This is a genomic window from Aestuariivirga sp. (assembly GCF_047602625.1).
In the GTDB taxonomy this organism is placed as follows: Bacteria; Pseudomonadota; Alphaproteobacteria; order Rhizobiales; family Aestuariivirgaceae; genus Aestuariivirga.
In genome coordinates this window covers 833884-859412 of sequence record NZ_JASGGV010000002.1, presented here as the reverse complement: position 1 = coordinate 859412, position 25529 = coordinate 833884, and the positions used below count along the sequence as shown (strand labels likewise).

At 61.6% G+C, this 25529-nt stretch carries 24 protein-coding genes; 9 read left to right on the top strand and 15 right to left on the bottom strand.

The annotated features are described in order from the left end of the window. Nucleotides 1-10: 10 nt before the first annotated feature. The 8 genes from QM694_RS09215 to QM694_RS09180 all read right to left on the bottom strand — a co-directional run bounded on the left by QM694_RS09215 (nucleotide 11) and on the right by QM694_RS09180 (nucleotide 9142). Entirely contained in the window at nucleotides 11-1054 is a 1044-nt protein-coding gene (locus tag QM694_RS09215; protein WP_415006640.1) for a 2-hydroxyacid dehydrogenase, read from the bottom strand. After that, on the bottom strand, nucleotides 1044-2615 hold the full coding sequence (locus QM694_RS09210; protein ID WP_415006639.1) for an FGGY family carbohydrate kinase: 1572 nt from the start codon (nucleotides 2613-2615) through the stop codon (nucleotides 1044-1046). The genes QM694_RS09215 and QM694_RS09210 overlap by 11 nt, the downstream gene beginning before the upstream one ends. Beyond that, nucleotides 2612-3733, bottom strand: coding sequence for an ABC transporter ATP-binding protein (locus QM694_RS09205; RefSeq protein ID WP_415006638.1), 1122 nt, complete (start codon nucleotides 3731-3733; stop codon nucleotides 2612-2614). The genes QM694_RS09210 and QM694_RS09205 overlap by 4 nt, the downstream gene beginning before the upstream one ends. Then, nucleotides 3726-4802: an ABC transporter ATP-binding protein gene (locus QM694_RS09200; protein ID WP_415006637.1), complete on the bottom strand. Its 1077-nt coding sequence runs from the start codon at nucleotides 4800-4802 to the stop codon at nucleotides 3726-3728. Before QM694_RS09200 ends, QM694_RS09205 begins: the two co-directional genes overlap by 8 nt. Continuing rightward, nucleotides 4799-5656 carry a carbohydrate ABC transporter permease gene (locus QM694_RS09195; RefSeq protein ID WP_415006636.1) on the bottom strand — a complete coding sequence of 286 codons (858 nt, stop codon included), beginning with the start codon at nucleotides 5654-5656 and terminating at the stop codon, nucleotides 4799-4801. The genes QM694_RS09200 and QM694_RS09195 overlap by 4 nt, the downstream gene beginning before the upstream one ends. 3 nt (nucleotides 5657-5659) lie before the next feature. After that, nucleotides 5660-6580, bottom strand: coding sequence for a carbohydrate ABC transporter permease (locus tag QM694_RS09190; protein WP_415006635.1), 921 nt, complete (start codon nucleotides 6578-6580; stop codon nucleotides 5660-5662). A 71-nt stretch (nucleotides 6581-6651) separates the two neighbouring features. Continuing rightward, nucleotides 6652-8091 carry an extracellular solute-binding protein gene (locus QM694_RS09185; RefSeq protein WP_415006634.1) on the bottom strand — a complete coding sequence of 480 codons (1440 nt, stop codon included), beginning with the start codon at nucleotides 8089-8091 and terminating at the stop codon, nucleotides 6652-6654. Between the two features lie 40 nt (nucleotides 8092-8131). Next, the gene (locus QM694_RS09180) at nucleotides 8132-9142 is read right to left on the bottom strand and encodes a sugar-binding transcriptional regulator (protein WP_415006633.1); all 1011 of its coding nucleotides are present in this window, start codon (nucleotides 9140-9142) and stop codon (nucleotides 8132-8134) included. A 119-nt stretch (nucleotides 9143-9261) separates the two neighbouring features. On the opposite strand from QM694_RS09180, the gene QM694_RS09175 reads away from it, so the two are divergent. The 8 genes from QM694_RS09175 to QM694_RS09140 all read left to right on the top strand — a co-directional run bounded on the left by QM694_RS09175 (nucleotide 9262) and on the right by QM694_RS09140 (nucleotide 17010). After that, complete coding sequence (locus QM694_RS09175) at nucleotides 9262-10182, top strand: sugar phosphate isomerase/epimerase family protein (protein ID WP_415006632.1); 921 nt, start codon at nucleotides 9262-9264, stop codon at nucleotides 10180-10182. Then, nucleotides 10182-10949, top strand: coding sequence for a triose-phosphate isomerase (locus QM694_RS09170; protein ID WP_415006631.1), 768 nt, complete (start codon nucleotides 10182-10184; stop codon nucleotides 10947-10949). The genes QM694_RS09175 and QM694_RS09170 overlap by 1 nt, the downstream gene beginning before the upstream one ends. Beyond that, nucleotides 10946-11389 carry an RpiB/LacA/LacB family sugar-phosphate isomerase gene (locus QM694_RS09165; protein ID WP_415006630.1) on the top strand — a complete coding sequence of 148 codons (444 nt, stop codon included), beginning with the start codon at nucleotides 10946-10948 and terminating at the stop codon, nucleotides 11387-11389. Before QM694_RS09170 ends, QM694_RS09165 begins: the two co-directional genes overlap by 4 nt. A gap of 122 nt (nucleotides 11390-11511) precedes the next feature. Then, the gene (locus QM694_RS09160) at nucleotides 11512-11934 is read left to right on the top strand and encodes a hypothetical protein (RefSeq protein WP_415006629.1); all 423 of its coding nucleotides are present in this window, start codon (nucleotides 11512-11514) and stop codon (nucleotides 11932-11934) included. 203 nt (nucleotides 11935-12137) lie between these two features. Beyond that, entirely contained in the window at nucleotides 12138-13085 is a 948-nt protein-coding gene (locus tag QM694_RS09155) for a homocysteine S-methyltransferase family protein (protein ID WP_415006628.1), read from the top strand. 631 nt (nucleotides 13086-13716) lie between these two features. Continuing rightward, on the top strand, nucleotides 13717-14352 hold the full coding sequence (locus QM694_RS09150) for a carbonic anhydrase (protein WP_415006627.1): 636 nt from the start codon (nucleotides 13717-13719) through the stop codon (nucleotides 14350-14352). A 64-nt stretch (nucleotides 14353-14416) separates the two neighbouring features. Continuing rightward, a complete protein-coding gene (mtnA, locus tag QM694_RS09145; protein WP_415006626.1) occupies nucleotides 14417-15514 on the top strand; it encodes an S-methyl-5-thioribose-1-phosphate isomerase in 1098 nt (365 codons plus the stop codon). Further along, nucleotides 15511-17010, top strand: coding sequence for an FGGY-family carbohydrate kinase (locus QM694_RS09140; protein WP_415006625.1), 1500 nt, complete (start codon nucleotides 15511-15513; stop codon nucleotides 17008-17010). Before mtnA ends, QM694_RS09140 begins: the two co-directional genes overlap by 4 nt. Here QM694_RS09140 and QM694_RS09135 read toward each other — a convergent pair. After that, a complete protein-coding gene (locus QM694_RS09135; RefSeq protein WP_415006624.1) occupies nucleotides 16991-17917 on the bottom strand; it encodes a ring-cleaving dioxygenase in 927 nt (308 codons plus the stop codon). The genes QM694_RS09140 and QM694_RS09135 overlap by 20 nt on opposite strands. A 4-nt stretch (nucleotides 17918-17921) precedes the next feature. Further along, the gene (locus QM694_RS09130; RefSeq protein WP_415006623.1) at nucleotides 17922-18527 is read right to left on the bottom strand and encodes an alpha/beta hydrolase; all 606 of its coding nucleotides are present in this window, start codon (nucleotides 18525-18527) and stop codon (nucleotides 17922-17924) included. Between the two features lie 139 nt (nucleotides 18528-18666). Between QM694_RS09130 and QM694_RS09125 the strand changes: the two genes are divergently transcribed. Then, nucleotides 18667-19797 (top strand): phosphatase PAP2 family protein, encoded by a 1131-nt coding sequence (locus QM694_RS09125; protein WP_415006622.1) that lies wholly within the window; start codon nucleotides 18667-18669, stop codon nucleotides 19795-19797. A gap of 13 nt (nucleotides 19798-19810) precedes the next feature. Here the strand turns inward: QM694_RS09125 and QM694_RS09120 are convergent, their stop codons facing one another. The 5 genes from QM694_RS09120 to tkt are packed head-to-tail and all read right to left on the bottom strand — an operon-like array spanning nucleotide 19811 to nucleotide 25462. Next, nucleotides 19811-20764 carry a tetratricopeptide repeat protein gene (locus tag QM694_RS09120; protein ID WP_415006621.1) on the bottom strand — a complete coding sequence of 318 codons (954 nt, stop codon included), beginning with the start codon at nucleotides 20762-20764 and terminating at the stop codon, nucleotides 19811-19813. Continuing rightward, the gene (locus QM694_RS09115) at nucleotides 20698-21294 is read right to left on the bottom strand and encodes a thiamine phosphate synthase (protein WP_415006620.1); all 597 of its coding nucleotides are present in this window, start codon (nucleotides 21292-21294) and stop codon (nucleotides 20698-20700) included. The genes QM694_RS09120 and QM694_RS09115 overlap by 67 nt, the downstream gene beginning before the upstream one ends. Beyond that, the gene (locus QM694_RS09110; protein ID WP_415006619.1) at nucleotides 21264-22286 is read right to left on the bottom strand and encodes a class I fructose-bisphosphate aldolase; all 1023 of its coding nucleotides are present in this window, start codon (nucleotides 22284-22286) and stop codon (nucleotides 21264-21266) included. The genes QM694_RS09115 and QM694_RS09110 overlap by 31 nt, the downstream gene beginning before the upstream one ends. Beyond that, a complete protein-coding gene (locus tag QM694_RS09105; protein ID WP_415006618.1) occupies nucleotides 22283-23476 on the bottom strand; it encodes a phosphoglycerate kinase in 1194 nt (397 codons plus the stop codon). Before QM694_RS09105 ends, QM694_RS09110 begins: the two co-directional genes overlap by 4 nt. A gap of 9 nt (nucleotides 23477-23485) precedes the next feature. Beyond that, nucleotides 23486-25462, bottom strand: a complete 1977-nt coding sequence (tkt, locus tag QM694_RS09100) for a transketolase (protein WP_415006617.1) — start codon at nucleotides 25460-25462, stop codon at nucleotides 23486-23488. Nucleotides 25463-25529 lie beyond the last annotated feature (67 nt).

Sequence of the window (25529 nt, the reverse complement as noted above, 5' to 3'; positions counted from 1 at the left end):
GCCTCCTCCCTCAGCAGCGGTTCAGCGCCGGTTCGCCGTCGAGATAGCGGCGCACTTCCTCCGCCGCGAGGCCGGCGGCGTATTTCACCGTCCGCACGGAGGCGCCGGCGATATGCGGCGTCAGCGTCACGTTGGGCAATTTCAGGAAGCGGGAATCGGCGGGCGCCGGCTCCACGTCGAAGGTCTCGAGCATGGCGCCCCGCAGATGCCCGCTCACCATCGCCTCATAGAGCGCATCGTAATCGACAAGAGGCCCGCGCGCCGTGTTGATGAAATAGGCGCCCTTCTTCATCTGCGCGAAGGTGTCCCTGTTCATCATCTTCGTCGTCTCGGCCGTCACGCGCGGATGCAGCGATACCACATCCGACTCCACCAGCACGCGTTCCAGCGACACCTGCTGCACGCCGTCACGCAGATCGTCGACGCTGAGCTGCACATAGGGATCGCTGACGAGGATGCGGCAGCCAAAGGCTTTGAGGAATTTCACGACGCGGCGGCCCACCTCGCCATAGCCGATCAGGCCCACCGTCATCTCGCACAATTCCTCGCCCGCCAGATCGGCGCGGTAAAGATCGCCCCGCCATTCGCCGCGCTTGAGCGCATCGTGGCCGCGCGTGATGTTGCGCGTCTCGGCGAGAATGGCGCCGATGGTGAACTCGGCCACAGCACTGGCATTGCGCCCCGGCGTGTTGACGACGGTGACGCCCCGCTCGCGCGCCGCCTTCATGTCGATGTTGACGGGCCCGCCGCGCGACACGGCCACGAATTTGAGCTTCGGCAGCCGGTCGAGAATGCCTGCCGAAAGCGGCGCCAGATGGGTCACCAGGATCTCGGAATTTCCAACAAGTTCAACGACTTGATCGGGTTTCCCCATATATTCCTTCAAGCCGTCCATGCCCTTCACGGCATAGCCGTGCTCCATCGGTTCGTCCGGCCACGGAAGATCGTATGCGCGGATGTTTAACTCATGCAGGCGGCAGCGTTCGCGCAGCGCCTCCTCGAACATTTTCGACAGCATGAACAGGTCGCCGATGACGGCGATATTATGCACCATTGCTGGCCTCTCTGCGGTGTTCTGCGAGCTTGCGCCACACCGGGCGCATCACCTCGCGGGTTTCCTTGTAGATGGGGAAAGCTGAATCATAGACGCGCGCCAGATGCGGGTCGGGCTCCGTCACGCCGCCAAGCTGCGGGTCCACCCATTGGGCGGCGCAAAACTCCATGTCGGGATAAAGCTTCTGCTGGATCGCCGCCATCATCGCCGCACCGGCAGCGCCTGCCTCTTCGCGGTTCACGCTCCTCACCCGCGCCTTCAGGGTGGAGGCCAGCATCAGGCGCAGCGCCTTCGAGCGCGCAGCACCTCCCGTCACGCGCACTTCGGCGGGAATGCTGCCCATCGCCGCATAGCAATCGCGCGAGGCGAAGCACAGGCCCTCGAACACGGCGCGCATCATGTGATCGGCGCCATGGCCCATCTCGAGGCCGGTGAACATGGCGCGGGCGGAAGGCTCCATCACCGGCCCGCGTTCGCCCGCCTTCGAGATATAGGGGTGATAGAGAATTTCGGCGGGCGCGCAGGCGAGCAGCCGCTCGTCCATGCCTTTCAGAAGATCGGCGCGCGTTCTCTCCACGCCTTGCTGCTCCAGAACGCCGCGCATCACATCCAGCAGCCAGTCGATGTTGAGGGTGGACGCCATGTTGGACTGGATCTGCACATACATGCCGGGCACCGGAAAGGCCATCGTATAGCCGGAGCGTTCGGCATTGAGCTTCACATCCGAGGCCGATGGTGAAATCCGCATGTGCATGCCGGTCGAGCCGACGATGGTGCAGCCGGTCTGGCCTTGAGGGTCAAACAGCCCGCCGCCCAGCCCGGTGCACACCACATCCACATAGCCCATCACGATGGGCGTTCCGGCTTTCAGGCCGGTGAGCGCCGCAGCTTCGCCGGTGAGCTTTCCCGCGCGCTCCGTTCCCTCGACGATGGGCGGCAGCAGGCGCTTTGAGTCGCTGGCGCCAAGCAGGTCGAGAATGGCCGGCGCATAGCTTCGCGATTTATACTGGCCGAAGGTGAAATTGGCTTCGGAAGGATCGGCGGCGCGGTCGCCCGTCAGCTTGAAATAGAGCCAGTCCTTGCAGTGAAAGGCCGTCGTGGCGCGGGCCAGCACTTCGGGGCGGTGGCGCGTCATCCATGCGAGTTGCATGCTCATCTGGCAGGCGTTCACGCCGGTGCCGGTGCGCTGGTAGTGTTCGGCATAGGCGGGGCTGGCGATGAAATCCTCGGCGATCGGCGCAGCGCGCGCGTCAAGCCACAGCCAGGCGGGGGCCACGGGATCTCCCGCCTTGTCCACCAGCCACATGCCGTCACCTTGCCCCGTCACCGCGATGGCGATGAGCTTCTCCGCAAGGCCGGGGATTTTCTCGGAAAGCTGTTTCAGCGTCTTTGCCGTGTCGGCCCAGGTGCGGGCCATGTCCTGTTCGGAACCGCCATCGGCCAGCATCTCGTAGGAATTCGGAATGGCCGCGCTGGCAATCTGCTCGCCCGCGGCGGTAAAGGCCACGGACTTGATGACAGAGGTGCCGGCGTCAATGCCGATCAGAATCCCGTCCGTCATGCGGGCTCGCTTCCATGGGCAAGGGCGTTTCCGGATTTGGGATCGAACACATGCAGGTCAGCCGCCGCCACGTCGAGTGACACATCGCTGCCTGGCTTCGCCGTCACGCGGTCCTGCGCCACCGAAACGGCGGTGCGGCCGGAAACGTCAATCGCCACATGCGTCTGGTCGCCCAGCCATTGCACCGTCACCACGCGGCCCTTGAGCGGCCCCTTGCCCACATGCAGCGCATGCGGGCGGATGCCCAGCGAAACATCAGGCGTGCTGGAGAGAATCTTGCGGACGGCAGGCGACATGGCGGAGGCGGGATAGGAGAGTTCAGCCCCGCCCTGAAGCGCGAAGGTGATGTGCTTGTCCGTCACCTTCGCCGAGGCGGGAAACACATTCATCGGCGGCTCGCCAATGAAGGTGCCGGTGAAGAGATTGGCGGGGCGGGCTTTGAGTTCCGCAGGCGTTGCATATTGCTGCAAGACGCCTCCTTCCATCACGGCGATGCGGTCGGCCAGCGCGTTGGCCTCCGTCTGGTCGTGCGTCACCAAAATGGTGGTGCAATTGTGCTCGCGCAGATAATGCTTGATGCGGCCCCGCAGCACGGCGCGCAGCTGCGGCTCAAGCTGGCCCATCGGTTCGTCGAGAAGATAGAGCCCGGCATTCCTCACCAGCGCGCGGCCAAGGCTGGCGCGCTGCTGCTGGCCGCCCGAGACGGAGCTTGGGTATTTGTCGAGGATGTCGGAAATCTCCAGCATCTCGGCCATCGCCTTCACGCGCTGATCGGTTTCGGCGGCGGAGAGCTTCTGCGCCTTCAATGCAAAGGCCATGTTCTCGCGGATGGTGAGCGGCGGATAGAGCGAATAGGCCTCGAACGCCATGGCGACGCCGCGCTGGGCGGGGGGAAGGGTGTGGATGGGCCTGCCGTCCAGCGTGATCGCCCCACGGCTCACATCCTCGAATCCTGCGATCATCCGCAGCGTTGAGGTCTTGCCGCAGCCGGAGGAGCCCAGCAGCGCCACGATCTCGCCGGGCTTCACGTTGAGGTCGATGTCGCGCACCGCATGCACCGGCGCCTTGCGCCGCGACTGGTAGATCTTGTCGACGTGGGAGAGAACGAGTTCAGCCATGGAGACGCTCACCGGTGGTCTTGTCGAAGAGATGCGTGCCCGAGGCGGCGAAATGCGCCTTCACCTTGTCGCCGGGCGCGGGGATTTTCTCGGCGGTCGAAGGGAGCGATGCGAGGAATTCCCATCCGCCCGGCGATTGCAGCAGCAGCACCGTACGCTCGTTGAGCGGCGTCACCGCCATCACCTCGGCGGGAATGCCGGTTGCCCCAAGCTCAACCGCTTCCGGCCTCACGCCCAGCGTCACCTCGCGGCCCGCGAAGGCCTTGAAGGCCGATGGCAGCGGCACGGCATTGCCGGAGATCGGCGCCGTCACGGCCGTGCCGCTCACCGTTACCGTGGTGTCCACCGTGTTGATGGCGGGATCGCCGAACAGCCGCGCCACGCCCAGCGTCGCGGGGGTCATGTAGATATCCTCGGGCGTCGCCGTCTGGATGAATTTTCCGCCCGCCAGCACGGCGATGCGGTCGGCCAGCGCCATGGCTTCCTTGTAGTCCTGCGTTACGTAGAGAACCGTGGCGCCGGACTGGCGGAGCAGGCGCGGCAGTTCCAGCCGCATTTCAAAGCGCAGCTTGGCGTCCACGTTGCGCAACGGGTCATCGAGCAGCAGAATGCGCGGCTCGGCGGCCAGCGCCCTTGCCAATGCGGTTCTCTGCTTCTGGCCGTTCGACAATTCGCGCGGCGCATGGCCCAGCACATGATCGATCTTGAGCAGTTTCGCCACCCGCGCCACGCCGGACTTGATGTTTTCAGGCGAGGCATTCTGGGCCTTCAGCGGCGTTGCGATATTTTCCTCCGCCGACATGTGCGGGAACAGTGCAAAGTTCTGGAAGGCCATGCCGATGTGGCGATGCTCGGGCGGAATATCCGCCACGTCCCGCCCCTCCAGCGCGATGGTGCCGGAGGTCGGCTCTTCTACACCGGCGATCAGCCGCAGCAGGATCGTCTTGCCGGTGCCGGAACCGCCGAAGATCACCACGATCTCGCCGGGATCGGCGGCAAGGTTCAGCCCGTCGAAAACCTTGAAGGCGCCATAGCTCTTGGCGAGCGATTTCAGTTCAAGCTGGCTCATCCCTTCACCGCTCCCATGGACAGGCCTTCAACCAGATAGCGTTGCGCATAAAGGGCCAGCGCCAGCGTGGGCGTCACCGACAGCACGATGGCGGCGGCGATCTGTCCGTACTGGATGCCCGATGCCGTCACGAAGGCGAGCGCGCCCACCGTCACCGGCTGCTTGTCGGCGGAGGCGAGGATCAGCGCGAAGACGAAATTGTTCCAGGCGAAGATGAAGGCCAGAAGCCCCGCCGCGGCGATGCCGGGCTTGGCCAGCGGCACGGCGATCTTCGTGAAGGTTTTCCACCAGCTATTCCCGGCAATGCGATAGGCATGTTCGATGTCGGGGCTGATGTCCTCGAAATAGCCGCGCACGATCCACAGGATGAGCGGCAGGCAGATCAGCTGATAGACCCAGATCAAGCCGATGTAGGTGTTGGTGAGCCCCATGGACTTGAAATAGAGGCTCAAGGGCAGCAGCACGAGCAGCGGCGGCGCGAAGCGGAAGGACAGCAGCGTGAAGGCAATATCCTCCCCCAGCCTGAACTTGAAGCGCGCGAAGGCGTAAGCCGCGGGGATGCCCAAGATCAGCGACAGGATCACCGAGGTGACCGAGAGCAGGATCGAGTTCCACAGGTTCTGCATGAAGTTCAGCTGCAGGCTGCCCGCCGCGGTGCGCAATTGCCCGGTGATGAGGGCGGTATAATTGTCGAAGATCGGTGTGAAGACGATCGACGGCGGAATGCGCAGGATCGTTTCATTCGTCTGGAACGACATCAGGAAGATCCAGAAGATCGGAAACAGGAAGAAGATCAGCACCAGCGTGATCAGTGCCGCGCGGATGACGCGCTCGAGTGTGGAGGTGTGGTCCATGGTTCAGCCCGCCCCATGCGCGCGTTCGCGCAGTTTCAGCCATTGCTTGATGAAGATGTTGGAGAGCGTGTAGGTGATGGCCCACAGGATCACCATCAGCGCCGCCGAGCGCCCGACATTGGTGGACTGGAAGAAGTCCAGATAGGCCTGCACCTGGAACACCAGCAGCTTGTCGCCGGGCCCCCCTTGCGTCATCGCGTAGATGATGTCGAACTGCTGGATCGAATCCAGCATGCGGAACAGCGTGGCGGTGATGATATAGGGCATCAGCATCGGCAGCGTGATGCGGAAGAACACGAAGCTCCGTGGCACGCCGTCAAGGGCAGCCGCTTCGAAGGGCGCTTTCGGCAGCGAGCGCAGGCCCGCCAGCAGCAAAATCATGATGAAGGGCGTGTAGACCCACACATCAACGAGCACCACGGTGAACAGCGCCGTTCCGGGATCGGAAGCCCATTTGAAATCCTGAATGCCCAGCAGGCTCACGAAGTAACTTAAAATGCCGAAATTCGGATTGGTCATCAGCTTCCACATGAGGGCCGCCAGTGCCGGCGCCGTCATCAGGGGAAGCAGGAGAAGGATCGAGGCGATGTTGTTGAAGCGCGTCTGCTTTTGCAGCAGGAGGGCGATGGCGAGGCCCAGCACCAGCTCCACGCCCACCGTCAGCACGGCATAGACGATCGAGATATAGGCGGTGTTCCAGAAGGCGGGGTCGGTGAAGAAGTTGATGTAGTTCTGGAACCAGATGAAGCCTTTCATTTGTGGCAGGTTCAGCCGGTAGCGCAGCAGCGAATAATAAACCGCCGTGAAAAAGGGAATGAGGATGCCGATGCACACGAGGAGCGCCGGGAGGCTCAGCAGATAGGGAAGGGCGCGGCGCATGAAGCGGCTCTGCTTCACCTGCGGTGACGTCTCGGCTGCGGTCATCGGTTCAGGCTCTCTGGTTGTGGAGAGGAAGCGGGGCCGGACAGGGAGTGGCCGGCCCCGCGCTTTATGTCCTAGCCCAAACCGGCTTCGGACAGCTTCTTGTCGATTTCGGCGGCCATCTTGTCGAGGCCCTCGTCAACCGGGATTTCCTTCGCCACCATCTTCTGCAGGTTTTCGGCCCACAGCGTGGTCAGGTCGAAGAACAGCGGCTGGGCGGTGAAGTAGATCTTGGCGCCCGCCGCCGATGTTTCATACTGGTTGAGATAGCCCGGATAGCTGGAGTCGATGCGCTTGCGGAAGATTTCATCCTTCCACACGGAGGCGCGCACCGGGTTCACGAAGTCCATCTTCTGGGCGCCGAACAGGTCATGCTCGGTCGAGGTCGCCCACTGCATGAAATACCAGGTGGCGTCCTTCTGGGTGCCGGCATTGTTCATGGCCAGCGACCAGATCCAGACGTTGGGGGTCGGCGCCTTGGCGGCGGGGTTGGCGGCGAAGGGCGCATAGGCGAGGTTGCCCTTCTCCTTGTTGTCGCCGCCGTTCATGAAGTAGCCGAGAATGTCGGCGTCGTAGATCATGGCGGAGGCGCCGGCGCCCAGATCGGTGCCGACCTGATACCAGGTATAGGTCGACCAGTTCTTGGGGCCGGAATCCTGGATCATCTGCACCCAGGACTTGTGGAAGGACTTGGAGCCCGCGGTGTTCATCGCCGCCTTCAGCTTGCCGCCGTCGACGGTGAAGTCCTTTTCGCCGAAGTTGGAATAGCCCGACAGGAAGCCCGGGTGGATCGTCGCCCAGGAGCGCGAGCCGCGGACGCCGATGCCATAAGGCCCGCCCAGATCCTTGGTGAGCTTGGCGGAGACGGCAAGAAGCTCGTCAAGGTTCTTCGGCACTTCGACCTTGGCCTTGTCGAACATCTTCTGGTTATAGCTCAAGTTGTTCTGCTCGAAGCCCCAGGGGATGCACCACTGCTTGGCGTCGGCGGAGCCCAGTTCGCCGCCCGGCACGCCGTTCCAGGCGGTGGAGGCGCGAAGGCCCGGCAGCACGTCTTCCCAATTGTAGTTGGGGTTCGTCTTAGCCGGATCCTTGATGTACTCGTTGAGGTCGGTGATCCAGCCGGCGGGGCCATAGGTCCAAGTCATATAGGCGCCGGTCATGAAGGCATCATATTCGGTCGAGCCCGAGGAGAGCGCCGCCGTCACCTTGTCGAAATAGACGTCCTCCGGGAAAATATCCCAGGTCACGTCCATGCCGGTCATGGTCTTGAAGGCCTCGATGTCGGCGATCATCGCGTCGGCATAGGGGTGCTTGTTGAGCAGAAGCTTCAGCTTCGAGCCCTTGTATTTCATCCAGTCGAAGTCGGCGGCCATCGCCTTGGTCTGCGCCTGGTTCAGCAGCACGCCGGTGGCGGCGGCACCCAGGCCCAGCTTGCCGGTCGCGGCAATCAGTTCGCGGCGGTTCATCTTGCCTTTGACGAAAGCCTCGAAAAGTCCTTTTTCCTTATCGTACATATTCCCATTCCTCCATTTGATTGGGGTTCGGCACTTTCTGTTAGCCCGGTGCGGTTTTCCCGTTCTTCTTGCCGGGCACGCGACCCGGGGTTTTGGCGATGAGGCGGCGGGCGGTCGCCTCATCGGTAATCAGTCCAAAGAGCAATCCGCTCTCGAGAATGGCGCGCACCGCCTCGGTCTTGGACGAGCCTCCGGCCAGCGCCATGATGCGGTGCGATTTCAGATCCTCGAGCCTTGGCGCCATGGCGCGCTCGGAGACGGGGTTGGAGAGATGCCGCCCCTCGCCATTGAAGAAATGGCCGAGGATTTCGGCACTCGCCCCCGTCTTCATGGCCTCCGCCACGTCCTCGTCGTCGAGCATGCCTTCGGAAGCGATGAAGCTCTTGCGGTCCACTTCGCCGATCCCTGCGATATAAAGCTCGGCCTCGCGCGACATGGCGATCACGTCGGAAACGCCGAACTGCGCCTCCAGCACGCGGCGGTCTTTCGCCGAATTGGCGAAGAAGGGCACCGGCATGATATAGGCCTCGGCCCCCGTGCGCTCGGCCAGGCGGTGGATCACGTCAAAGGGGCTGGCGGCGAAGCGCCGCGTCAGGCCGCCCAGCAGGGACACGAATTTGGTTCCGCCCGCCGGCACGCCGGGCATCATGTCGATGGCGGCGGCAAGAGTCCGGCCATGGCCAATGCCGATCAGTTCGTGCTTGCCGCTTTCGATGAGGTTGCGGATATAGCGCGCGCCCGCCATGCCCAGCGTGCGCAGCGGCAGCGCGCCGTCATCGATATTGGGCACCACCTCGCACTGGATCAGGCCGAAGGCCTGCTTCATGCGCTCTTCAAGTTCGATGCAGCCGGCAATCGGGCCTTCGACGAAAACCTTGATCAGCCCTTCGCTCCTCGCCCTGGCGATCAGGCGGTGCGCCTTGGTGCTTTGCACGCCCAGAAGTTCCGCCACTTCGCCTTGCGTCTTGCCGCCGGCGAAATGCAGCCACGCGGCGCGGGCCGCAAGGGCCTGCTCCTCGTCAACCTGCGATATGGCAGAGGCGCGATCCAAATCCCATGTCCACCCTGAAAGGCGTCTTTGAATTTTTTTTCTTGTGATGCAATATTTTTCAAATATGCTCGATGAGTCAAACAAAATCGATGCTGCACTGCAGCGGCACGGGTGACGGCATGGGATTTTCCTTATCGATCAACACCAATCCGCTGGTGAACCGGTTCGCGGAGCCCGAGGACGTGATCGCCGTCCTCACCGATGAGATCGGAATCGGCCACATCCAGCTCGTGCATGAATTCATCAATCCGTCCTGGGCCGCCTCCACGGTGAAGCGGCTCACGGATCGCATGGCCAAGGCCTGTGCTGAGAAAAAAGCGCGCATCACCTCGATCATGACCGGCCCCTATGGCCGCCTCAATCATTTCACGCATCCCGACAAGGATGTGCGCGATTATTATGTGCAATGGTTCAAGGGCATGGCCGATATCGCAGCCGATCTTGGCGCCCCGGCAATCGGCACGCAGTTCGGCATCTTCACCTATCGCGATTATGATGATCCGAAGCGCCGCGCGGCGCTGATGGAGATTGCGCTCGCCTGCTGGCGCGATGTTGGCGAACATGCGCACAAGCGCGGCCTCACCTGGATGTTCTGGGAGCCGATGTCGGTGGGCCGCGAGCTCGGCCACACGCTGAAGGATACGCAGAACCTGCAGGACTGGATCAATGCGGCTGAGCTTCCGATACCACTCAAGCCGATGGTCGATATTGACCATGGCGATGTCTCCTCGCCAGACCCTGCGGATGTTAATCCCTTTCAGTGGGCGTCGCGCTTCGCCACCCAGTCGCCGATCATCCACATCAAGCAATCGACCATGAACAAGGGCGGCCACTGGCCGTTCACCGCGCAATACAATGAGAATGGCCGCATCACGCCGGATAATCTCCTGTCAGCCGTGCGCTCCGGCGGCGGTGTTGACAATGAGCTCTGCCTTGAGCTTGCCTTCCGCGAGCGTGAGCCAACAGACCGCAATGTGGTTTCGGCGCTGCGCGAGTCGGTGGCCTATTGGGCGCCTTATGCGGATACGGGGTTAGGCTGATGACGCTGTGGATCGGCACAAGCTGGAAGATGAACAAGCTCCGTGCCGATGCGCGGAGCTTCGCTGAATCACTCAAGACCTCGCCTGCCATCACGTCAGCCAAAGTGCAGCCCTTCGTCATTCCGCCCTTTCCTTACATTGCCGAAGTGGCGCACCTCCTCTCCGGCACGCGCGTCAAAATCGGCGCGCAGAACATGCACTGGGCAGAGCAGGGGGCGTGGACAGGCGAAGTCTCGCCACTGATGGTCAGGGATTGCGGGGCAACTCTCGTCGAACTCGGCCACAGCGAGCGCCGCACTTTTTTTGGCGAAACGGATGAGACGGTGGCGCTCAAGGTGGCAGCCGCCTTGAAGCACGGCCTCACGGCGCTGGTCTGCATCGGCGACACGCGGGCTGAATATGAAGCGGGCGCCACGGCGGATGTGCTGGCGAAGCAGACGCGCTATGCGCTGCGTGACGTGGGCAAAAAAGCAAAAGGCAATGTCATCATCGCCTATGAGCCGGTGTGGTCGATCGGCGAAGGCGGCATTCCGGCTGACCCTGATTTCGCCAACGCCCAGCAGGAAAAGCTGAAAATGCTCACCGCCGATCTCGTGGGCGAGGCGCTGCCGATCCTCTATGGCGGCAGCGTCAACCCGCAGAATTGCGTGGCGCTGTCGCGGCAATCGGCCATTGACGGGCTGTTCATTGGCCGTTCCGCCTGGGACGCGAAAGGCTATATAGGGATCATCGAATCCGTTCTGAGAGACATGGGAGAGAAGTCATGAAAATCGCCATCGGCGGCGACAGCGCCGGCAAGCCCCTCGTGGATGTGATCGAGGCGCATCTGAAAGCCAAGGGGCAGCACGCCGTCACCAATTTGAGCGAGGCCGGCTTCTATGCCGATCTTTCCGGCAATGTGGCGTCCAAGGTGATGGCCGGCGAATATGACCGCGCCATCCTGTGCTGCGGCACCGGCATCGGCGTGTGCATCGCCGCCAACAAGGTGCCGGGCATCCGCGCCGCGCTCACGCATGATACCTATTCCGCCGAGCGCGCCGCCCTTTCCAACAACGCGCAGATCATCACCATGGGCGCCCGCGTCATCGGCCCCGAACTCGCCAAAGCCATCACCGACGCGTGGCTCGCAAAAGAGTTCGACCCCAAAGGCTCCTCCGCCGCCAATGTGGACGCCATCAACAAACTCGACGCCGCGCATTCGAAATAGGCCTTCGTCCGCATATCCTCTTTCGTCTTTCCCGCGCAGGCGGGAACCCCGCTTTGCATGAAAGTTTTAGTGGAACCCTCGCCTTCGCGAGGGTGACGTGTGTTGGGGTTATGGAGCGCTTCATGGATGATTTTGAAAACCGGCTCGGCCAGCTTCTTGATCGTATCGATCTGAGTGACTGGAACTCCGTGCTGGCGCTTGCTGGCATTCAGCCCGACGGTGCGGAGCTGCGGAATTTTGAAACAAAAAAAGCAAGGGTCATCGAATCCCCTGCGACTCTCATGAACACGAAAGGCTCGATCGTCCTTTCCCAGGAGCTGGATGACACAAGCTGCAATGAACTTCTGTTTTTCATTTCCCCGGAAGATCAGCCACGCTTTGATCTGGGCAAGGCCTCCGGCGTGCTGCGGGACACTAAATTCATGAAGTCGAAAAAAGGCGGCGTCTCCTTTTCGGGGACGATCAGGCAAGTGGATTTTTCCGTCCTTTCGGATTCCGATGAGCAAGCCCCCTTCTTCAAAATATCCGGCATCATCGTGCGGTAGGCTGCATCCAAAAAATAGAAGCCGGTTCCTTCTTTCGTCCTTCCCGCGCAGACGGGAGAGCGGCTTCTCGCCTTCATCGTCCTCTCCCGCTTCGCAGAGGAAGACGAATGAACGCGCCCCCGCCTTCCTTTGGCTCGTCCAAAAGCCCGTGCCAGCGCCTGCCGCCTGTGTTTTACTGAATTTCTCACATCGTGGAGGAAGACATGGGACGTGCCGCGCTTCCACAGCAGGCCGGTCATCTGATGACCACCGCCGGTGGCTTTGAAACCTGGATGCAATATGTCGATGGCTTCAAGCTGCGGCATTTCTGCGGGTTTGAACTGCTGAACGATCCGCGCGGCGTCACCCGTCTCAGGGACTATCACCGCAAGGTGGTCGAGGCCGCGGTGGCCAACGGGTTCGGCGTCATCAACGAGGGCCTGCATTACCGCGCCAGCCGCGACTGGGGCGACCTCACCGGCTTCTCGCGCGAAGGGCTGGCGGAGATCAACATGCGCGGCATCGACTTATACAGGGATTTCGCGCGCGAATATCAGAGCCCCCAAACGCCGATGCTGGTGGGCGGCGTCATCGGCCCGCGCGGCGATGCCTATAATGTCGGGCGCACGCCCGATGCGGCGGAGTCGGAGGATTATCATTCCGAACAGATCCTCACCTTCCGCAAGGCGGGGGCCGATCATGTCACGGCCATGACCTTCTCGAGCGTCGAGGAGGCGATCGGCCTCGCGCGCGCCGCCAAGGCTCTCGATATGCCGGTGGTGATTTCCTTCTTCGTGGCCCCAGGCGGAAAGCTCAAGGGCGGCGAAACGCTGGACGAGGCGATCAGCCGCGTCGACGCGGCCACCGGCACTGCGCCGGCCTATTTCATGATCAATTGCACCCATCCCACCGAATTCACGCCGGGCCTGACGCCCGGGCCATGGAACAGCCGGCTCGGCGGTTTCATGCCCAATGCCGTCGCCATGGAAACGCTGGACCTGTGCAAGCTCGGGCATCTCGAAGACGGCGACCCGCAGGAACTCGGCGGCCAGATGGCGGAACTCGCCCAAAGGTTTCCGCATGTCAATGTGTGGGGCGGCTGCTGCGGCACCGACGGCCGCCACATCGGCCAGATCACCCGGCAGGTGGGCGAGGTGCGAAAGGGGCGGTAAAGACATTTCTCCCTCCTCGCGTTGCGGGGAGGGCCGGGGTGGGGCGGCGGGGTGTGAGATCATTCTGCCGGCAGCCCACCGAGACAAAGCCATCCCTCTTACGTCACCCTGATATCAATCAGGGTCCCCCTTGCTGGCGTCTGAAGCGGGATTCTGGCGTGCGCCAGAATGACGGATAGAAACGGCGCGCTACGCGATGGCGGAAATATTCCTTCCCTGTCATCCCGGCGTAACGCCGGGACCCAGACTTTCAACCGGTATACCGCTTGCCAAGTCTGGGCACCGGCGTTCGCCGGTGTGACAAGTCAGAGAGGTTTCTAAAGTTTCTCCCTCCCTACTCGCGCGGGGCGAGGACGAAGAGGAAATTGACAGAGTCAATCCAGGCACCTCCCTAACAGCTACGTTTTGGCAACCCAAATGCAACGCGGCAGCATCTATTTTCACGCCCGCGGCATCAAAAAGCATCGAAAATACAACGCCCCTTGCCGTCTTAGGAATATGTTCCACGTGAAACACCTCCTTAAAAATTCGGCATGCCGCATCGGCGATTATTGACCCCGGAAAGGCTTGACGGCAGGCCCCCATCCCGCAAAGAGACGGGCTGACGCTGACATTCCGGAGCCTTGCTGCCATGCCCTTTCCGAAGCGCCTGCTCGACGGCTATGCCAATTTCCGCGCCGGACGTTATGCCGCCGAGGCCAACCGTTATCAGGCGCTGGGCGAGGGGCAGCAGAAGCCCTCCGTGATGATGATCGCCTGCTGCGACTCGCGCGCCGCACCCGAGACGATCTTCGACGCGGGGCCAGGCGAAATCTTCTCCGTCCGCAATGTCGCCAACCTCGTGCCGCCCTATACGCCCGATGGCGGCCACCATTCGACGAGTGCGGCGCTGGAGTTCGCGGTGCTGTCATTGGGCGTGAAGCATATCGTCGTGATGGGCCATGGCCGCTGCGGTGGCATCCGCGCCATCATCAATCCGCAAGGCCCGCTCACGCATACGGATTTCATCGGCAGCTGGATGCGCGCCATCAATGACGTGGCGCGCGTGGTGCCGCACCAGCCGGGCCATGACGATCACATGCATGAGCGCGAGATCGAGCGCGCCTCGGTTGAACATTCACTCGCCAATCTCCGAACCTTCCCGTGGATCCGCATGAAGGAAAACCGCGGCGAGCTTTCCATCCACGGCGCATGGTTCGACATCGCCATGGGCGAACTGCACGTCTATGACGAGGACGGCGCGCGCTGGGCGCAGGTTTCGGCATAGCCCTTCACCCTTGATCGAAGCGGCGGTTCCCGTCCACAATGCCGCCTCACGAGGAGAGCGCTCAATGAACGTCGATGGAAAGCATCTGCGTACGATCTGGCTTGCGGAGGATGGATGGTCGGTGGTCATCATCGACCAGACGCGTTTTCCGCATGTGCTGGAGACCGTTACGCTCAAGACAGCGGCGGAAGCGGCGCATGCCATCCGCGAGATGCTGGTGCGCGGCGCGCCGCTGATCGGCGCCACCGCCGCCTATGGCATGGCGCTGGCCGCCCATCACGCCGTTGACGATACCAGCCTCAAGCGCGCTTACGAGCTGCTCGCCGCCACGCGCCCCACCGCCATCAATCTCCGCTGGGCGCTGGATCGCATGATGGCAAGGCTCCTGCCGCTGCCCGAAATGACGCGCATGGCCATCGCCTATCAGGAAGCCTCTGAAATCGCCGAAGAAGACGTGGCGATCAACCAAGCGATCGGCGAGTCCGGCCTGGCGCTCATCGAGTCCATTGCCGAAGCGAAACCGGGCCAGCCCGTCAACATCCTCACCCATTGCAATGCCGGCTGGCTCGCCACGGTGGATTGGGGCACCGCCACGGCCCCCATCTACAAGGCCTTCGACAAGGGCATCCCCGTCCATGTGTGGGTGGATGAAACGCGGCCGCGCAATCAGGGGGCCTCACTCACCGCCTGGGAACTGGGCAAGCATGGCGTGCCGCATACGGTGATCGCCGACAATGTCGGCGGCCATCTCATGCAGCACGGCATGGTGGATCTGTGCATCGTCGGCACCGACCGCACCACGGCCAGGGGTGACGTGTGCAACAAGATCGGCACCTATCTGAAAGCGCTGGCCGCGCACGACAATGGCGTGCCCTTCTACGTGGCGCTGCCGTCGCCCACCATCGATTTCACGCTCAAGGATGGGGTTGCGGAAATTCCCATCGAGCAGCGCAATGCCCGTGAGCTCACGCACATGACGGGCCGCACCGAAGATGGCCGCATCGAAACGGTGGAAATCGTGGCGCCGTGCTCCCCCGCCGCCAATTACGGCTTTGACGTCACCCCGGCCCGGCTGGTCACTGGCCTCATCACCGAGCGGGGCGTCATCGCCGCCAACAGCGAAGCGATCGCCGCCGCCTTCCCGGAGCGCGTGGCGTCATGAGCTATGTAGTTGGCGTCGATGGCGGCACCGAGAGCCTCCGCGCCTTCGTGTTCGATCTCGATGGCCGCATCGTCGCGTCCCATGCCACGCCCTACAAGACCGAGTTTCCGCAGCCCTCCTGGGCAGAGCAGAACCCGGAAGACTGGTGGCAGGCCATGGGCGCATCGGTCAGAGGCGCGGTGGCCAAGGCCGCCATCGATCCCAAGGCCATCATCGGCATGAGCGTCGACACCACCTGCTGCTCGGTGGTGGCGCTCCAGGCCGACGGCACGCCGCTTCGTCCCTGCATGATCTGGATGGATGTGCGCTCCTCGCGCGAAGCCAATGACGTGGCGGTGACGAAGGACCCGGCTCTCCGCGTCAATGGCGCGGGCGCTGGCCCTGTCTCTGCGGAATGGATGATCCCCAAGGCCTTGTGGATCAAGCGCCACCAGCCGGAGATTTTCGCCAGGGCCGCGAAGATCGGCGAATATCAGGACTATATCAACCTGCGCCTCACCGGCGAATGGGTGGGCTCGCTCGGCAATGTGTGCATCCGCTGGCATTACCAGACGCTGCATGGCGGCGTGCCGCGCTCGCTGCTGAAGGCGCTCGATCTTTCGGACCTTGAAGCCAAATGGCCGCAGAAGATGCTGGCGCCCGGCACGCCCATCGGTCCGCTCACCAAATCGGCCGCCGCCCATCTGGGCCTGCCCGAGGGGCTGCTGGTCGTTCAGGGTGGCTCCGATGCCTTCATCGGCGTGATTGGTCTTGGCGTGACCGAGCCCGGCGAGATGGCGCTCATCACCGGTTCCTCGCATCTCCACATCGGCATCGCCAATGGCACGGTGCACAAGCCCGGCGTCTGGGGCACCTATATGGATGGCGTCTATCCCGGAAAGCCCATTATCGAAGGGGGCCAGACCTCGACGGGCTCCGTCATCGCGTGGTTCAAGCGCCATTTTGCCGAGCACACCAGTTTCGAGACCTTGAATGAAGGTGCCGCCGCGCTGCCGCCAGGGGCGGAGGGGCTTCTGGTGCTGGATCATTTCCAGGGCAACCGCACACCCTATACAGATGCACTGTCGCGCGGCGCCATTACCGGGCTCACCCTCAAGCACACGCCGGCGCATGTGTTCCGCGCCATCATCGAAGGTATCTGCCTCGGCACACGGCTTATCGTCGATAATTTCGGCGATGCCTTTTCCGCCCGCCGCATCGTGCTGGCGGGAGGCGCCACCAATTCGCCGCTGTGGCTGCAAATCCACGCCGATACGCTGGGCGCGCCGATCGAACTCACGGAAGTGGCCGACGCCCCCGCATTGGGCTGTGCCATTCTCGCCGCTTATGGCGCGGGCAGGTTCTCCTCCATCGAGGACGGCTGCCGCGCCATGGTACGGCGGAAAAGCGTGATCGAGCCTGATCTGACGAAGACGCGCTTCTATGAGACTGACATGCTGGAGCGCTATGGCAGGCTTTACGGCGCGCTGAAATCGGTCAGGCCGTCAGAGGTTTGAGGCCCTTTTCGATCTGCTCCCGGCGGCCTTCCAGAAATGGTGGCAGGGACAGGGTTTTGCCGAGATTTTCCATGCTCTCGTCAGTGGCGAAGCCCGGCGCATCTGTGGCGATTTCGAACAGGATGCCGTTGGGCTCGCGGAAATAGAGGCTCTTGAACCAGAAGCGGTCCACGGGGCCTGAGTTCGGCACGCGCGTGGCCTGCAGGCGCTCCGCCCAGGCATCATAATCGGCATAGAGAATGTTGAAGGCCACATGATGCACTGCGCCCGCACCCTGCTGGGCGGCGGGGAGTTTCGGTTCCACCTTCACATGCAGTTCCGCCACTGTGCCGTCACCCGCCATCTTGTAAACATGGGTATCTCCGAACTGCCGCACCGGCTCCATGCCCATGAGGCGTGTGAGGATGATGTCGGTGTTCTTGATGTCGGGCACGCTGATGGTGATGGGGCCGAGCCCGCGAATCTGGTGCGCGGCATCGACGGGGCTTTCCGCATAGGGGTGGGCTTCACCGCTCCCATCCACCACAAGGCTCAGGCGCTGACCTTCCGGGTCTTCGAAATCCAGGGTGATCCGGCCATCACGCTCCACCGCCGCATCATGCTTCACTTTAAGATCGGCAAAGCGCTTTTCCCAGAAGGCCAAGGCCTTTTCATCGGCGATGCGAAAACCGGTGCGGCAGATCGAATGGGTCCCCCGCCGTTCACGCCCCACTGGCCAGTCGAAAAAGGTAATGTCGGTTCCCGGTGACCCCACGCCATCGGCATAGAAAAGATGATAGGCCGATGTATCGTCCTGATTTACGGTTTTCTTAACCATGCGAAGGCCGAGTGCCTGTGTGTAGAATTTGTAATTTACCGGCGCGTCGGCGGTGATGGCGGTCAGATGGTGGAAACCTTTGAGCTGCATGGCGCTATTCCTTGCGGTTCAGGAAACGGGTCGCGAGGGCGAGATCGGCCTGCGTCAAGTTATGGCCGGCGGGCAGGCCTTCGTGATCGACGCGCGCACCTCCTTGTGAGAGCTGATCAGCGAGGAGCTTTGCATTTGCGAGCGGCAGGATCGGGTCATGTTCGCCCGAAACCAACAAAACAGGCGTTCCCGAAAGACGGAACTCCGGAGGCGTTTTGAAGGGCGTCATGGCGCGCAGCAGCACGGCCCCGGAGAGAACATCCGGCCGCAGCATCAACAGCGCCGCAGCTATATTGGCCCCGTTGGAAAAGCCAAGCGCCACGGGCTTTTCGACGTTTTGCGCTCCGATGAAATCCGCCAGTTCATGGGTGCGAAACATGAGGTCTTGTTCGTCGAATACGCCCTCGGCCAACCGGCGGAAAAAGCGAGGCATGCCATTCTCAAGAACTTGCCCACGCGGCGACAGGACGGTGCGCCCCGGCGCCACCGCCTGCGCCAGCGGAATTAGATCATCTTCGTTGCCGCCTGTGCCGTGGAGGAGCAGCAACGGCGCTGCACCGGACGATCCTTCAAGGAAGCGGTAATGGAATGACTGCGGATCGGTGCTCATGCGCCAGATATGGCATGGTAAAGAAAAACTTCAACAGCGACCCCCCGCGTGAACCGTTCGGAGTTTCCTATCCCGCTTAACCAATCGGAAGGCCCATCATGCCATGGTTTGCCCCGTTTTGTTGGGGAACGCCGATACCATGGATATGCCTGCGTCTGTTGCTGTTGGCCAAGCCGCCAAGCCTGCTCGCCGCTTTATGCCTTTGCTGCGCAAAAGCATTTCGGCACATGGCATCTTTCTCGCCCTGATCACGGCCTATTATTCGGGCTTCGTGGTGTTGCTGCATCTGCGGCCAGATTTCCAGCCGTCCGACTTCCTGGTCATGGCCCTGGGCTTCACCGCCTTCTCGGTGCCTATCATGTTTGTTGGCCTCCTTTTCATGCGATTTCACTATGTCGCGACGGTGCTGAAACCGGAAAAGCCTATCAAGGCGCTAAAGAATGACCTGAAGGCCTATCTCACAAATCCCGGGCGGCTGGCTCACGGCTTGCCAATGGTTTTCATCATGGTCATGTTCATGTACGTGTTCGTGGAATTGAAAGCCAATATCCCGCTGCTCAATCCGTTTTCGTGGGACACAACGCTGTCCCATCTCGATTCCGCCCTCCATTTTGGCCGCCAACCCTGGGAATGGCTGCAGCCCGTCCTCGGCTATCCGCCCGTCACTTTCCTGCTGAATCTCAACTATAATTTCTGGTTTGCGGTGATGTGGATCGTCTGGGTTTACTTCGCATTCTCGGATGCAACCAGCATCACCCGGACTCGCTTTTTCCTGACCTTCTTCATCGCCTGGATTATTGGTGGCGGCGTGATGGCCATCTACTTTTCTTCCGTGGGGCCTGCCTTTTATGGCCGGCTCGGCCTTTCTCCAGACCCGTATGCGGGTTTGATGGCATATCTCCATAATATCAGCGGGACATGGTCAATCTGGGCTGTGCCGGTGCAGGATGAGTTGTGGAAAGGCTACCAGGGCCAATCGCTCATCGATGGAATCTCGGCCATGCCGTCGATGCACAATGGCACGGCCCTGCTGTTTGCCCTGGCGGTGTCAAAGGTGAACCGCACGGCGGGCTTGGCCCTGTTCGGCCATGCCTTTTTCATCTTCATCGGTTCGATCATGCTGGCCTGGCACTATGCCATCGATACTTACGCCGCATGGGCCCTCGTGCTGACCATTTGGTATCTGATGGAGCCCGTTTCGCGCTGGTGGCATTCGACGGCACAGCAGCGCCGTTTCGCGGCTGCACTGGAAGCGGCGCCTCTGCCTTAACGCGCCGCCACCGTTACTGTGGTTTGAAAGCGTCGGCGCGGAGTTTCGCTTCGGCCTGTTGCTGGGGCGTCAAGGAGGCGAGCTGACTATCAAGTTCAGCATCGTTTCTGCCGCCGCGCTTGGCCAGCATGTTCCACATCATCGCTGATACTGGATCAGGCGTGATGCCTCCGCCGCCAAACGCATAAATCCGCGCAATGCGGTTTTGCGCGACTGGATTTCCCTTTTGGGCGGCAACCAGAAGCCATTGGGTGCCAATTTTTTCATCCTTCTTCACGCCAACGCCCTGGAAAACCAACACACCGTAATCGAGAGCGGCATCGCTATTGCCTTGAGCAGCGGCTTTGCCAATCCAGCTTGCGGCTGTAACCGGATTTTTCTCAACGCCATTCCCCTGCATGTAAAGCAAGCCCAGGTAATACATGCCATCCCGGTTGCCTTGATTGGCCGAGGCGGTGAACCACTTGACCGCTTCGTCCCAGTTCGGCGGATTGTTGAAGGCGCCTGAATTGAGTACACCCAAATTGAACTGTGCGGCGGCATTTCCCTTTTCGGCCGCTTCGCGCACGAGCTTTTCGCCCGCCGGATAGTTGACGCCACCCATCGATCCATCAAGCTGCGCCACGCCGAGTTGAAGGATCGAATCCGTGTCACCGGCGGCCGCTCCTTTGGTGAACCAGTCCATCGCGATATCAAAATCCGGGAGCTGGCCCAGGCCCTTGCGGAAAATCATGCCCATCATAGTCATGGCCTTGGCATCGCCCGCATTGGCGAGAGGCTCGGCCAGTTTCTTTGCAGTGTCGTAATCCTGCTTGTCGTAAGCCGCCTGTGCATCGGCGAAGCCATCAGCAAAGGCCGGGGTGGCGGTGAGCAGGAAGGCGAGAAGGGCAAGGGTGCGTTTCATGGCTTGTTCAGGCGCTCGGTTAGGGCCGCGATGATCTGTTTCGCCAATGCTGGGCTTTCCCACATGCCATCGGCGGGGCGGATAAAGTCCGGATTCTGCGGCAGCAATGTGTCCAGCGCAATGGCATCGACGGGATTCCAGGCGACGCAGGGAATTTCAAAGAATTCGACCCACCATTTTACCAAGGGTTCACCGCCGACCGGTGCAGCCGCCTGGGACAACGCCACATAATCAGCGCCTGCCTCCGTAGCCTCCATGGCGGCATGGCGGGATTCACCCGCAAAAGCCCCGACAATGCCGGTTTTGCCGGTGATTTTCCGTGCATCGGCAATCACCCGCGCTTCGCCTGCAACCTGTGCGCCATCGGCGCCTGCAGACATGGCTTTGCGAGCGTCACCAAACAGGACGGCGACACCCAGCGATTGCGCGAAAGCAACCTGCTCATTGCTCAGGCCTTGAGGCACAAGAAGGCTCGCCACATCACCTGCATCACAGGCTGCCGTGAGGCAGTCTGTGAAATGAGGCGGCAGCGGGTCCGGAGCGACGAGGAACAGACGCGGGATCAGGCGGCCTTCTCCAAGCCTTGCGCCCATTTGCCGTTGGCGGCGAGAGCATTCATATGGGCGCGATGGGCGAAGGCCTTGCGTCCCGCATCCACATTCGCCGCCTTGCCGCCCCATGCCTTCAGCGCATCGGCCTGAAGAGCTCGGCCGTAAGAATAAGTGAGCTTCCAGGGCAGCGGGCCAGCGGCATTCATGAGGCTCAGATGGGCGGTTGCATCCTCGCTCGATTGTCCTCCAGAGAGGAAGGCGATGCCCGGAACAGCGGCCGGCACGCAGCGCTTCAGCACCATCAACGTCTTCTCAGCCACTTCCTCGCGGCTCGCCTGCTTCGGGCATTTCTTGCCGGAGATCACCATGTTGGGCTTGAGGATGATGCCCTCGAGCTTCACGCCCGCATAGTAAAGCTGCTGGAACTGCTCTTTCAGCGCCCATTCGGTGACTTCGGCGCATTTGTCGATGTCATGGTCGCCGTCCATCAGCACTTCCGGCTCGACCATCGGCACGATGCCGCCAACCTGGCAGATGGCAGCATAGCGCGCCAAGGCCTGCGCATTGGCGTTGATCGCATTGTAGGAGGTGCGGCCATTCACGATGTCGATCACGGCGCGCCATTTGGCGAATTCAGCGCCGAGCTTCGCATATTCAGCCACGCGGTCAGCCAGCCCGTCGAGGCCTTCGGTCACCGTCTCGCCGGGGAAGAAGGGCAGAGGCTTCGGGCCCTTGTCGAGCTTGATGCCGGGAACGGCCCCTGTGGCCTTGATCATGTCGACGAGCGGCGTGCCGTTCTTTGCCTTCTGGCGGATCGTCTCGTCAAACAGGATGACGCCGGAGATATAAGCCTTCATCGCATCGGTCGCTCCGAACAGCATCTCGCGATAGTCGCGCCGGTTGTCCTCGGTCGAATCCAGCTTGATCGATTCAAAACGCTTGGTGATCGAACCTGTGCTTTCATCCGCAGCGAGAATGCCCTTGCCGGGGGCGACCATGCGGTTGGCAATCCCATTCAGTTTGTCGATGTTCATTTTTCTGTCTCCTCCAGAGCCTTCACACCTGGCAGCGTCTTGCCCTCCAGCCATTCGAGGAAGGCTCCGCCTGCGGTTGAAACGTAAGTAAAATCATGCGCCACCTTGGCGTGATTGAGGGCGGCCACCGTATCGCCGCCGCCCGCCACGGAAATCAGTTTTTTCGCCTTGGTCCGCTCGGCGGCGTGAGCGGCCGCCGCGACGGTCGCGGCATCGAAAGGCTCCATTTCGAACGCGCCCAGCGGCCCGTTCCACACCAGCGTATGGGCATCATCGATGGCCGAGCGGATGCGGTCAATCGAGAGAGGGCCGAGATCGAGGATCATGCCATTGGCCGGTATGGCATCCACGCCATAGTCATGGCTTTGCGCATGGGCCTTGAATTCGTTTGCCACGATGGCATCAACCGGCAGGATAACGGCGCAGCCTGACTCTTCGGCGGTTTTCATAATGCTGCGTGCCGTGTCCGCCATATCTGTTTCGGCCAGCGATTTCCCAACGCCATGGCCCTGCGCATAGAGAAATGTATTCGCCATGGCCCCGCCGATGACCAGCGCATCTACCTTTTTCACAAGATTGCCAAGGAGATCGAGCTTGGTGGACACTTTCGCGCCGCCGACGATGGCGATCACCGGGCGCTTGGGTGCTTCAAGCGCTGCGCCGAGTGCTTTCAGTTCTGCTTCCATGGCGCGGCCGGCATAGGCGGGAATGAGTTTTGCAACGCCTTCCGTTGACGAATGGGCGCGGTGGGCGGCGGAGAAGGCATCATTCACATAGATGTCGCCCAAGCCCGCGAGCATCTTTGAAAATGCGGCATCGTTCTTTTCCTCGCCAGCGTGATAGCGGGTGTTTTCCATCAGCACGCATTCGCCGGGTTTCACGTCCACCTTGGGCTGTGACTGCCAGTCGGTGAAGACGAAGCGTACGGGATGGCCAAGTGCCTTTTCCAGTGCCGATGCGATTGGCTTCAGCGACATTTCCGGAATGACTTTGCCCTTGGGCCTATCGAAATGCGCGATGACGATGAGTGCTCCACCCTTGTTCAGGATTTCGCGCATGGTCGGCGCCACACGGTCGATGCGCGTCGTGTCCGTCACCACGCTATTGGCCACCGGCACATTGAGATCGACGCGGCAGACGACGCGTTTGCCCTTCAGGTTCACATCATCGAGTGTGCGGAAGGAGGCCATGGCCGTCTCCTATTTCAGTGCAGCGGCAACTGCGGCTTGGGCGGTGATGCCGAATTCCTTGTAGAGGATTTCCGCCGGGGCCGAGGCGCCAAAGCCCGTCATGCCGATGAACGTCCCGTCCACGCCGATGAACTGATCCCAACCGGTGCGCACGCCCGCCTCGATGGCGATGCGCGTCTTTTCGGTTCCAAGGATTTTGGCCTGATAGGCGTTGTCCTGCGCATGGAAACGCTCCATCGACGGCACGGAGACGACGCGCGTGGGCTTGCCCTTGGCGTCGAGCTGCTCTTTCGCCGCGATGGCGATTTCCACTTCCGAACCTGTGGCGAAAATCACCACTTCGGACTTCTTGTTGGACGGCGCGATGTCATAGGCGCCCAGCCCACAGAGATTTTCTGCAATATAGATGAGCCGCGCGGGTTTCAGTTTCTGGCGGGTGAGAACCAGAATGCTCGGGTGCGTAGTGTCTTTCAGTGCAAGCTGCCAGCACTCCGCCGCTTCCACAGCATCGCATGGGCGGTAGGTGATGAGATTGGGGATCACCCGCAGCGCCGCCAGATGCTCCACGGGCTGGTGCGTCGGGCCGTCTTCGCCAAGACCGATCGAGTCATGCGTCATCACATAGATCACGCGCTGGTGCATGAGAGCGGAAAGGCGGATCGAGGGACGGCAGTAGTCCGTGAAGCACAGGAAGGTGCCGCCATAGGGGATCACGCCGCCATGCAGCGCCATGCCGTTCATGGCCGCCGCCATGCCATGTTCGCGGATGCCGTAATAGATATAGCGCCCACCGTAGTCAGCGGCGTTGAGCGGCTTCAGATCTTTGGATTTGGTGTTGTTGGAGCCGGTGAGGTCGGCGGACCCGCCGATGGTTTCGGGAACGATAGGGTTGATGACGTCCAGCGCATTCTGCGAGGAATTGCGCGTGGCGATCCACGGCGGGTTCTTCGCCAGTTCCTGCTTGTAGCTGGCTATAACCTGATCGAAGTTGGCGGGCAGTTCGTCGTTATAAAGCCTTGTGAACTCGTCCTTGTGGCCGGATGCGGCGAGGCGCTTTTCCCATGCAGCGCGGTCTGCTCCGCCGCGTGAGCCTGCGGCCCGCCAGGGGTCCATCACGCTGTTCGGCACGACGAAGGGTGGATATTCCCAGCCCAGCGCCTTGCGCGCCACAGCGATTTCATCCGGTCCCAGCGGCGAACCATGCACGGCCGATGTGCCCTGCTTGTTGATGGCGCCGAAGCCGATGATGGTCTTGCAGGCGATGAGGGTAGGCTTGTCCGATGTCTGCGCCTTGGCCAAAGCCGCCGCGATCTCGGCGGCGTTCAGACCATCTACCATCATGGTGTTCCAGTTGGCGGAAGCGAAGCGGGCAAGCTGGTCCGTCGAATCGGACATCGAGAGCTTGCCGTCGATCGAGATGTTGTTGTCGTCCCACAAGACGATCAGGTTTTTGAGCTTGAGATGGCCCGCCAGGGTGATCGCTTCCTGCGAGATGCCCTCCATCAGGCAGCCGTCACCGGCCAGCACATAAGTCTTGTGGTTGACGAGATCGTCGCCGAACTTGGCGTTGAGGTGCCGTTCGGCAATGGCGAAGCCCACCGAATTCGCGATCCCCTGTCCGAGGGGGCCTGTCGTGGTTTCGATCCCTGAGGCATGGCCATATTCGGGATGGCCCGCCGTCTTTGATCCCCATTGCCGGAAATGCTCGATCTGGTCGATGGTCATGTCCTCGTAGCCGAGGAGATAAAGCAGCGAATAGAGCAGCATGGAGCCGTGGCCGGCGGAGAGGATGAAACGGTCACGGTCCGGCCATTTCGGATCGGCGGCGTCGAATTTGAGGAACTGGGTGAACAGGACGGTCGCCACGTCGGCGCAGCCCATGGGCAGGCCGGGATGGCCCGAATTGGCCTTCTGGACCGCATCCATCGACAGGGCGCGGATGGCATTGGCCATGGTACGGGTCTGTTCGGGTGAAATGCTGCTCATAATGGCTCGGTCCTCGGGACAGCGGTTCTGGGGTTGGCACCTGATAACACCCGCTGCCCGAGAGTCA